10 protein-coding genes and 1 tRNA gene are annotated in these 10,267 nt (G+C 35.7%); 5 read left to right on the top strand and 6 right to left on the bottom strand.

Annotated elements, in window-relative coordinates; genetic code table 11:
- Positions 1-569 precede the first annotated feature (569 nt).
- The 4 genes from ACFQZ9_RS28725 (at position 570) to ACFQZ9_RS28710 (ending at position 3,562) form a co-directional block, all read left to right on the top strand.
- The gene (locus ACFQZ9_RS28725; protein WP_498946769.1) at positions 570-1,265 is read left to right on the top strand and encodes an MgtC/SapB family protein; all 696 of its coding nucleotides are present in this window, start codon (positions 570-572) and stop codon (positions 1,263-1,265) included.
- Between the two features lie 86 nt (positions 1,266-1,351).
- Positions 1,352-1,424, top strand: a tRNA-Ala gene (locus ACFQZ9_RS28720).
- A 273-nt stretch (positions 1,425-1,697) separates the two neighbouring features.
- Entirely contained in the window at positions 1,698-2,027 is a 330-nt protein-coding gene (locus ACFQZ9_RS28715) for a DUF485 domain-containing protein (protein WP_498946768.1), read from the top strand.
- A complete protein-coding gene (locus ACFQZ9_RS28710) occupies positions 2,024-3,562 on the top strand; it encodes a solute symporter family protein (RefSeq protein ID WP_498946767.1) in 1,539 nt (512 codons plus the stop codon). Before ACFQZ9_RS28715 ends, ACFQZ9_RS28710 begins: the two co-directional genes overlap by 4 nt.
- A 185-nt stretch (positions 3,563-3,747) precedes the next feature.
- Here ACFQZ9_RS28710 and ACFQZ9_RS28705 read toward each other — a convergent pair whose 3' ends face one another.
- From ACFQZ9_RS28705 to ACFQZ9_RS28680, 6 genes are all read right to left on the bottom strand, one after another.
- Entirely contained in the window at positions 3,748-4,275 is a 528-nt protein-coding gene (locus ACFQZ9_RS28705; RefSeq protein WP_498946765.1) for a DUF2179 domain-containing protein, read from the bottom strand.
- A 98-nt stretch (positions 4,276-4,373) separates the two neighbouring features.
- Complete coding sequence (locus ACFQZ9_RS28700) at positions 4,374-5,027, bottom strand: ABC transporter permease (RefSeq protein ID WP_198310205.1); 654 nt, start codon at positions 5,025-5,027, stop codon at positions 4,374-4,376.
- A 34-nt stretch (positions 5,028-5,061) separates the two neighbouring features.
- The gene (locus ACFQZ9_RS28695) at positions 5,062-5,955 is read right to left on the bottom strand and encodes a glycine betaine ABC transporter substrate-binding protein (protein ID WP_198310206.1); all 894 of its coding nucleotides are present in this window, start codon (positions 5,953-5,955) and stop codon (positions 5,062-5,064) included.
- 25 nt (positions 5,956-5,980) lie between these two features.
- A complete protein-coding gene (locus ACFQZ9_RS28690; protein WP_498946764.1) occupies positions 5,981-6,619 on the bottom strand; it encodes an ABC transporter permease in 639 nt (212 codons plus the stop codon).
- Positions 6,612-7,409 (bottom strand): ABC transporter ATP-binding protein, encoded by a 798-nt coding sequence (locus tag ACFQZ9_RS28685; RefSeq protein ID WP_498946763.1) that lies wholly within the window; start codon positions 7,407-7,409, stop codon positions 6,612-6,614. The genes ACFQZ9_RS28690 and ACFQZ9_RS28685 overlap by 8 nt, the downstream gene beginning before the upstream one ends.
- Before the next feature lie 44 nt (positions 7,410-7,453).
- The gene (locus ACFQZ9_RS28680) at positions 7,454-8,551 is read right to left on the bottom strand and encodes an aromatic ring-hydroxylating oxygenase subunit alpha (protein WP_232490052.1); all 1,098 of its coding nucleotides are present in this window, start codon (positions 8,549-8,551) and stop codon (positions 7,454-7,456) included.
- Between the two features lie 262 nt (positions 8,552-8,813).
- On the opposite strand from ACFQZ9_RS28680, the gene ACFQZ9_RS28675 reads away from it, so the two are divergent.
- Positions 8,814-10,169 carry a sigma-54 interaction domain-containing protein gene (locus ACFQZ9_RS28675; protein ID WP_498946762.1) on the top strand — a complete coding sequence of 452 codons (1,356 nt, stop codon included), beginning with the start codon at positions 8,814-8,816 and terminating at the stop codon, positions 10,167-10,169.
- Positions 10,170-10,267 lie beyond the last annotated feature (98 nt).

Here is a 10,267-nt window from a genome sequence, read left to right as displayed (position 1 = left end):
ATTAGGCACGCCGCCAGCGTTCGTCCTGAGCCAGGATCAAACTCTCCAAGAAAGTTGATTTAGCTCATTTGTTACGTTGGCTCGTGTTCTCTATATAATAGAAGAAACACGATAATTATTGTTTGTTGACGTTTTTGTTTGTTTAGTTTTCAAAGAACAATCTGTACTACTAACATTTTTTATTAGTTTGTACTTTTTCGCCGCCGCTCAAAAGCGACTTCTTTAATTTATCATATCCTCTTTCATAATGTCAACAACTTTTTAAAATTTATTTTTCGTTGAGTGACGCTCTCGATGAGGACGAGATTTAATATACCATGATAAAGAAATGATTGCAATATAATTTTAAAAGTTTTTTAAAAGAAACCAAATCGAATTAACAGGCATGTGCTGTTTTATTTATTGGAGAAATTATTATCACAATACTTTTTATTAACTTAATAAAAGAAGTGACTTACAATCCTTTTTTTTCGCATATAAAATTCAACAAAATAATTCCTGCCTCTCATTCATACGATATAATAAATAATAATTTTTATAATTATATTTAAAAATTGGGCGTGAATTACATGAATAGTATTAATACAGAAATACTGATAAAACTTGGGATCTCAGCTGTACTTGGGCTCATCATTGGACTAGAACGTGAGTTAAAAAGAAAGCCAGTTGGATTAAAAACAAGTCTTGTTATGTCTATTGTGAGTTGTCTCCTGACGATTGTTTCCATTCAATCAGCTTACATGTTCCCTAATTCAGACCACGTGAAAATTACAATGGACCCGCTCCGTCTTGCTGCACAGATTGTCTCTGGAATTGGTTTCTTAGGTGCAGGTGTTATTTTAAGGAGGGGGAATGACACTATTTCCGGCCTGACTACCGCGGCAATGATTTGGGGAGCCGCTGGAATCGGAATTGCTGTTGGAGCAGGCTTTTATTGGGAGGCATTTGCCGGAGTTGCCCTCCTAATTATTAGCGTAGAATTAATTCCATTTCTATTGAAGCTTATTGGTCCAAAGCAATTAAGGGAAAAAGAAATTAGCCTCCATTTATTTATGCGAGATAAAGATCAGATTGAAAAAGTAATAACATTTATTATGGAAAAACAATATATTATTCGTAGAATACGAATTAAAGATTTGGATAATGGCGATCACTCGGTACAAATATTGGTGGCAGTAGATTATCGCGAAAAAACAACTGATGTTTACTACTCTATTTCACAATTTGAAGGAGTTAAAAAGGTAGAAGTTGAAAGTATTAGTTGAGAGCCATTTCCTTTGGCTCTTTTTTTATAATTTCCTCTTGCATGAATAACCAAAAGCATATATAATTTCTCTTGTACAACTCGTTTGGGGGATTAGCTCAGCTGGGAGAGCGCTTGCATGGCATGCAAGAGGTCAGGGGTTCGAGCCCCCTATTCTCCATAAAAAAGAAAGCCTTTGTTAAACAAGGGCTTTCTTTTTTATGTGTAAATGGTTCAATTTCCCTTTTTTTGAAATTTTATCTTGCAAGATTTGGTAGTTAAAAACTATAATTAGATTTAGATTAGAATTTTCAAAATTTTTAAAAATCAATTTAAGGAGGCTAAAAAGGAGAATCAATATTTCTATTTCTTACACTTAATTCGCATTGACTTTGAGTTTTGTTTTCCTCATATTAAAAAATCAAGGTTTTAATTTGAGAGGGGGAGCTTTAAATTGGAGGCTAAAAAAACGTCAAACAATATTGAAAACGATTACAGTAAAATTGCACAATCTTCATCATTTCAAACATTACTCTCCGAAAAGAAAAAATTTATCATCCCAGTAACCATTTTCTTCTTTTGTTTTTATTTTGCTTTACCAATCCTAACTTCTTATTCCACCGTGTTAAATCATAAATTTATAGGCAATATTACTTGGGCATGGGTATTTGCTTTCCTTCAATTTGTTATGACATGGGGATTATGCATCCTTTACTCGAAAAAGGCTGCTAAATTCGATGATATGGCAAATCAAGTGATCCAAGAAGGAGGCAATAGCTTATGAATAAAGCTGCATTTATTATGTTCCTCGCCATTGTTTTTGTCACGCTGATCGTTACATATTTAGCCTCTAAGCGGACGAAAAATGCAAGCGAATTTTACACTGCCGGAGGGGGGCTGACAGGGTGGCAAAATGGTCTAGCTATTGCCGGTGATTACATGTCGGCTGCATCCTTCCTTGGAATTGCGGGAGCTGTAGCCTTAACCGGATTTGATGGCTTCTTCTATAGTATTGGTTTCCTTGTAGCGTATCTTGTTGTTCTATATTTAGTTGCAGAGCCTTTACGAAACCTAGGAAAATATACTTTTGCAGATATGATTGCGGCTCGTTTTGATACCAAAAAGATTCGTGGCTTTGCTGCGATGAATACTGTTACGATTTCTATTTTTTATATGATTGCGCAACTCGTTGGAGCTGGTGCACTAATTAAATTATTATTAGGCTTGGATTATACGACATCCGTATTAATTGTTGGAGTCTTAATGACCGTGTACGTTATTTTTGGAGGAATGCATGCAACCAGTTGGGTACAAATTATTAAGGCAATTCTTTTAATGGGCGGCACCTTCGTCATCTCAATTATTGTACTAGCTAAATTCAATTTCAGCCTTACTGATATGTTTGCGCAAATGAAAACTGCAACTCCCTTAAAAGAAGCCTTCTTAAATCCAGGGGTGAAATATAAAATTGGCTTGGATACAATCTCGCTAAATTTATGTCTGGTTTTAGGGACTGCTGGACTTCCACATATTCTTGTCCGTTTCTTCACGGTTAAAGATGCAAAAACAGCTCGTTCCTCCGTTGTCTATGCGACATGGATAATTGGAATCTTCTATGTTATGACAATTTTCCTTGGCTTTGGTGCAGCTGCATTTGTTGGCAATGAAGCCATTGTGACAGCAAATCCTGCCGGAAATATGGCGGCACCACTATTAGCTAAAGCGATTGGCGGCAACATGTTGTTCGCGTTTATTTCTGCTGTGGCGTTTGCAACGATCCTTGCCGTTGTGGCGGGTCTTGTTTTAACAGCAGCTTCCGCCTTTGCTCATGATTTCTACAATGAAATCCTTCGTAAAGGAAAGGCAACTGAAAAGCAGCAAGTGACAATGGCGCGTTATGCAGCAATTGGGGTATCCATTATTTCAATCGTTCTTGCACTTGGCGCACAAACCTTAAACGTTGCCTTCTTAGTATCCCTTGCTTTCGCAGTAGCAGCAAGTGCCAACCTGCCGGTTATCCTTTACACCATTTACTGGAAACGCTTTAACACTTCCGGTGCAATATGGGCAATGGTTGTGGGACTTATTTCAGCAATCGGGTTAGTTTTAATTAGTCCAAGTGTAATGAGTCCTGAAGTAGGCAAGGCCATTTTTGTTGGCAACCCTATTTTCCCATATACGACACCGGGAATTGTGTCAATTCCACTTGGATTTCTTGCCGGCTACCTTGGCACCATCTTCTCGAGCCAAAAGGCAGATGTGAAGAAGTTTGAGGAAGTGCTAGTTAAATCTAATACAGGAATAGGAATAGGGCAATAAAAGAACTAGATGAATATTTACTCCTTTAAGTTTTAAGCTGTCGGGAAATATTCCCGACAGCAATTTTTTATTTATAAAATTAACAAATTGATCATCCAAAAATGATTAGCATTCTTCATGAAAAGGTTTCATAATGCTTCCAATCCCAACAAAACGAAATTTGTGTTTCAAAAGGTTTTAATTTCCTATTGTATTCTTTCTATTTTATTTGAGCCTCCCTGCTTCAATCCGTAGCCCCCGATATAATCAGTAGCGTCATAAGAAATTAAAAATGCGCCTTCTTCTACTGACTTAACAATTTTTTTTATACGATTGAAATCCTTTCTTTTAGCTAGAATAAGATGTACTACATGTCTACCTAAAGAACCCTGGCCTTCCCAGGAGGTTACCCCGAATCCTTCTTCTCGAAGTTTATTACTAAGCTCGGATTCATTTAAAGTAATAACCTGAAGAACAATATTCCCTAATGCTAGTTTTCTTTCAATTGTCATACCCATGAATATACCAATTCCATAGGTACTACAATAAATGAATACCCCTAATGGTGAATGAATGTTGTTTAATACCATCGATAATCCCATTATATAAACGAATATTTCAAGCATCCCCACCATTACTGTTACAATTCTTTGCCCTTTTACCATATAAACGCTTCGTAAACAGAAAAAAGCTACATAAGAAAGTTGAATACACGCAAGCAACAAATAATTCATTCTAATCCCTCATTATAAATTTGAGAAATTTATGCATATACAAGTTTATCCCCTAAAAGATTAGGACTTTCAGGGGGTTGAAACACAATTTTTTAATTTTATGACTTTACTTTATGAAGATGAACACCTGATTTCTTTTCAATCAGTCTAAGGATAAAATCTACTAAAATCGCTAGTAATGCTGCAGGGATTGCCCCTGAAAGAATTTTCGCATCATCGGTAGTCGTAATTCCGCGATAAATCCAATCACCCAAACCACCTGCTCCAACGAATGTAGCAATCGTCGCAACACCAATGGCAATCACAGTAGCAATTCGTATCCCAGCCATGATAATCGGAAAAGCTAGTGGAATTTTGACCTTAAAGTAAAGCTGCTGTTTGGTCATTCCCATAGCCAAACCTGCCTCGACTAAATGCTTATCGACACCTTTCAATCCAATATAAGTATTTGAAATAATCGGTAACAAGGAATAACATACTAAAGCAAAAATAGCTGTTGTTGATCCCAAGCCAAAGAAAATCATAATCACAAGTAATAATGCAATGTTAGGAATGGTTTGGATACCATTTATAATTGTTTGAATGATAACAGCAAGTTTTTCATTTCTAGACATGAGTACAGCCAATGGAATACCTAAAATAATTGCTATTATGACACCGGAAAAGCTCATATAAATATGCTGAATGGTTAGCTCAAGAATAGTGTCCCAATTATTTATAAGCACCGAGAAGGCTTCAATAATCGTATGCATGACCTCTCACCTCCTAGATTTTCATGGGTTGATGCTACTTTTTAATTAACCCTTTTTCGATTAAGAATTCCTTCGCGATTTCATTCGGTTCCTTTTTTTCAATATCCGCTTTATAGTTTAGATCTGTCATCGTTTTAGAATCTATTAATCCACTAAGTTTCGACATTACACCTTTTAAATCTGGATGCTTTTTAAGTAAGTCATCACTTACAACAGTGGCACACTGATAAGATGGAAAAAACTTTTTATCATCAGTGAGTGTCTTTAAATTATACTGTTTTAATCTTGAATCAGTTGAATAGGCTAGTACCACATCTACATCCTTATTCTTAACCGCCTTATACACTAATCCTATATCCATTGGAGAGGTCTTCCCAAACTTAACCCCATAAGTCTTTTCAAATGCCGGGTAACCATCTTGGGGTCTCTCTAGCCATGCATTGTCCGTACCAAGACTTAATTTCCCTGCTTCGGGAGCTATATCTGAAACCTTTTCTAAATGCAATTTATCAGCAAGTTCCTGCCTCACGGTAAATGCATACGTATTTTCAAAACCAAATGGCTGCATCCATGTTTGTTTATATTTTTTTTCAAATTCTTTCGATACAAGATCAAACGATTCTTTAGGGTCAGTTGGAAAAGAAGTCATCCCTAGAGTACCGCTCAAATCAGTCCCTACATATCGAATCGAAACCTGGATATCCCCTTTAGTTTGAGCTTTATGAACTACAGGAGTAGAACCTAGTCCTTCAACAATTTTTGCCTTTAAATCTGTTTTATCCTCAATCAATAATTTAACCATATTTGATAGAATCAGCTGCTCTGAAAAAGATTGTGATCCAATGTTTACGGTATCACTTTTTCCACAGCCTGCTAGCGATACTAATAAAGTAAAAACTAGTACGAATACACCTATAAATTTCTTCATTCATATCCCCCTAAGACCAAATATATTATTTTCGAAGCCCTTTTGGTGTTGCATAAAATTGTAATCTTCTTGTTAAATATTCTGTAAGCGTTGCCAAAATTACAGCTCCAAGTGCACCGGAAAGGAGCATATTATTATTTGAAATTGTTAAACCGGTAAAGACTAGGTACCCTAGGCCTCCACCTCCTACAAGAGAAGCAAGTGTTGCCCAGCTAATCGTATAGATGGTGGCTGTACGAAACCCACCCATTATGACAGATATTGCCATTGGAATTTCAACTTTCATTAATATTTGAAGTTCCGTCATTCCCATACCTCTTGCTGCGTTCGTAAGAGAAGGGTCTACTTCTCTAATACCAGTAAAAGTATTTTGTAACATTGGCAATAAAGAATATAAAAACAAAGCAAAAATAGCAGGTACGACACCTATTCCGAGCAACGGAATCATAAATCCTAACAAAGCTAAACTAGGAATCGTCTGGATTATATTAACAAATCCGATTACGTATTTACTCAACTTCTCAAATCTTGTTAATATAATCCCTAAGGGTATTGCAACTAAAAAACCAGCAAAGACTGAGATAAATGATATATAAACATGCTGCCACAGAATATGAAAGATTTGATTATGCCGTTCACTTATAAACTGTAAAAACTCATTCATTGCCAGCAACCTCACGTTGAAATTTGTTTTCATCTTTATAGCCCTTGAATAATTTCAAATTTTGCTGAAGCCGCTTTGAACCGATAAATTCAACTACGAAGTCATTTGCCGGATTAGCCAAAATGTTTTGAGGTGTATCTAACTGAACGATTTCTCCATCCTTCAGTAAACAAATTCTGTCAGCGATTTTCAAGGCCTCGTCCATATCATGGGTCACGAATACAATCGTCTTTTTAATCGTTTTCTGAAGTTTTACTAATTCATCCTGTAATTGTTCCCGGCTAATTGGGTCCAGTGCACTAAATGGTTCATCCATTAGAATAATCGATGGATTTGCGGCCATTGCCCGAATTACACCAACACGTTGTTGCTGACCTCCACTTAATTCTGAAGGGTATCGCATTTTAAATTTTTCTGGTTCTAATCCTACCATTGTCAGCAGCTCATCCACACGCTTTTCATATTCCTCTGCTTTCATTTTCTTTAATTTAGGAACAAGAGCAACATTTTGAGCAATTGTCATATGGGGAAATAATCCAATTTGCTGAATAACATACCCTATATCTCTTCTAAGATGAACAGGATCCTTTTCGGCAATGTTTTCACCATTTATTTTAATTAGTCCCCCTGTGGGTTCTATTAACCTATTAATCATTTTCATTGTCGTGGTTTTTCCGCAGCCACTGGGGCCAATTAATACAAAAAGTTCTCCCTGATTAACAGTAAAATTAATCCCTTTAATTATCTCATTCTGGTTATAAACTTTCCTGACGTCTTGAAATGTAATCAAAAATTACCCTCCTTTTAATTCTACAATTCTACTTTTTTAAATATCTAACGATTTACAAGGAAGTCATTTCCCTTTATAAGAAGAGATTCCCTAATAAGATTGTGGAAGTAGAGAACCCCATGCTCGGTTGGAGAAAGAATCCCCTCTTTAAAAGCTTCAGAGCGAAATCCAATTTGCTCTCTTTCAACTATTACAACATCCTCCATTCTTACTTGGTCGGCAAATGCCAATAAAGTTTCCTGTTCAGGCGTAGGTTCTCCACCCTTAAAATATACTTGGTAGATTCCCCTAGTGGCTTCATGGTCAACTGGCAGCATTTTTATTATTGAAATATTTCCTGGACCTGGATATACCGTAATCATCGTATTTGGCCACAGCCAGTAAAAACGTCCTTCTTTTACTTCAACTGTTTGCATATCTAAACTCAAACTTTGTTTACCAGGGTTCTCCTTAACTTGTGTCCCTTGAACGCTACAATTTGATTGATTGATAATCTGGTATTTGTTCATGTCTAAAGTAGCAGTAAATCCCGGATGTGCAATTGGACAATGATCGCATTCTAAATAGTTATCAATAAATGCTTTCCAGTTACACTTAATTTCACGAACCCTTTCATTGTATTGTTTCAAATCGTTGTGAAAGTTAAATTGTTTGAAATCCTCAAAAAAGTCCTTATACGTATCATAAAGTGATGGAGCATGAGGATCTAAGTTAACAAATACTAAAGAACCTTCCACTTCACACCGAATCGATTTCAAAGTAATTTCATCTGAACAAAAACAAGGATTATCTTTAAAGTTAGGTGCCCGATGAAGCTTGCCATTTAGATGAAACGTCCATCCATGGTAGGAACATTGAAGAATCTTTTTATTACCTGCTTCATTGTTTTCAAGTCTAGTTGCACGGTGTGGACAAACATTATAAAAAGCACGAACGATTTGGTCTTCGTCTCTAACCACTACGATTGGCTCTCCCGCAACTTCACATGTGATAAAATCTCCTGGATTTTTAATATCATTTTCGTGGCCTATAATTTGCCATGTTTTTTTAAAAATTAATTCCTGCTCAACCTTCAGAACTTCCGGATCCGTGTAAAGCGAATATGGAATCGTTTTGAAAATAAAACTAGATTCTTTTTTCATTGCTTTTTCCCCTTCCATCATGGATTAATTTCTATAACTTTTATTACTGCAAATTTCGTGCCAATGCCTTTTTACCTTCTATATAGGGAAAAAGTCTAATTTTTTCCCATTAATTTATAAAAAAACGAGGCAATATCCACTCAATGAGTTATTAATTACTCGATCAATGTGATTTAAATCACTTTTTACAACTTATTTGTTTAAATATTTAGACTTATCTGATAAAATTGAGTGTATATTAACTCACTAAGTCGGAGGAATTATGTTAACGAGTGATGTCCAAATTTCAAAAGAAACTTTAGAAACCATATTAGAAAACTCTTCGGATGAAATTTTTGTCTTAGATAAAAATCTACGGGTGGTTTATGTTAATAAGCATTGCCAATACCATTATGGATTGACTCAAGCTGATGTATTAGGAAGAAAAAACTCTGAGTTTGTTGAAAGAGGTTTATGGAAACCATCTGTGGTTCCACTCGTTCTTAAAGAAAAAAAACCAGTAACGATCAAACAAGTAACCTACATTGGAAGTGAATTATTAACAACCGCTGTACCAATCCTTAACGAAAATCAAGAAATCATTTTAATAGTTATTACTGCTCACGAACTTGAAAACTATAAAATTTTGAAGCAAAAACAAAAAGTCCAACCAACAATTGTAGAGGAAATTGACCATAAAATTATTACAAACAGTAATAGACTAAACGAGGTGATTAAGCTTGCTGAAAAGGTCGCTCATGTAGATTCTACCGTTCTAATCCGTGGGGAATCCGGGACAGGAAAAGGGCTTTTTGCTAATTTTATTCATCAAAAAAGTGATCGAAAAAACCAACCATTGCTTACCCTAAATTGTGCTGCCATTCCTGATAACTTAATTGAATCTGAACTCTTTGGTTATGCTCAAGGTGCATTTACGGGAGCAAGTAGGGGGGGCAAAAAAGGGCTTTTGGAGGCAGCAAATAATGGGACGGTTTTTTTGGACGAAATTGGCGAAATTTCATCCAAAATCCAAGCAAAACTTCTTCAGGTAATACAAGATAAGGAGTTCATTCCAGTAGGTGGAGATAAAGTAAAAAAAGTTAATGTTAGGATTATCGCAGCTACCAATCAAAATTTAGAGGAATTAGTCAAACAAAAAATATTTAGAGATGATTTGTATTATCGTTTAAACGTAATTGAATTAAATATTCCTCCACTTCGAGAACGTCCAGAAGATATTATCCCACTATGCTATTATTTTTTAAGGTTTTTTAATGAAAAGTATCAAAAAACAATCAAAATTACCAAGGAAAGTCTAAATTTGTTTTTTAACTACTCATGGCCAGGTAATGTCCGGCAGCTCGAAAATGTAATAGAACGATTAGTTGTCATCACCGATTCATATATTGGTCTACAAGACATTCCAGAACTCATCAGCACCAACACCCCTATTGATGTACCCATTTTTACTTCATTAAATGAGGCACTAGAAAACACTGAAAAACGGATCGTATTAGCAGCTTACGAAACTTATAAGAGTTCCAGAAAAGTTGCTAAAGCTTTAAATATTAGTCAAACAAAAGCCTCAACACTCATTAGAAAATATCGAAGTTTTTTTAAAAATGTATCTCCAAATTAAAAAAGGGGCTGAATTTTGATCTGAACCCAAAAAGTTAGACACAAATATTAGGCAGCTTCCTGGGCATGAATTCGGTATTCAACCGGACTCATGCCCTT

It is taken from the genome of Neobacillus sp. GCM10027624 (assembly GCF_042675345.1).
GTDB lineage: Bacteria > Bacillota > Bacilli > Bacillales > Cytobacillaceae > Neobacillus > Neobacillus cucumis_D.
The sequence above is the reverse complement of the archived record's forward strand: the minus strand, read 5'-3'. Positions and strand labels throughout refer to the sequence as shown.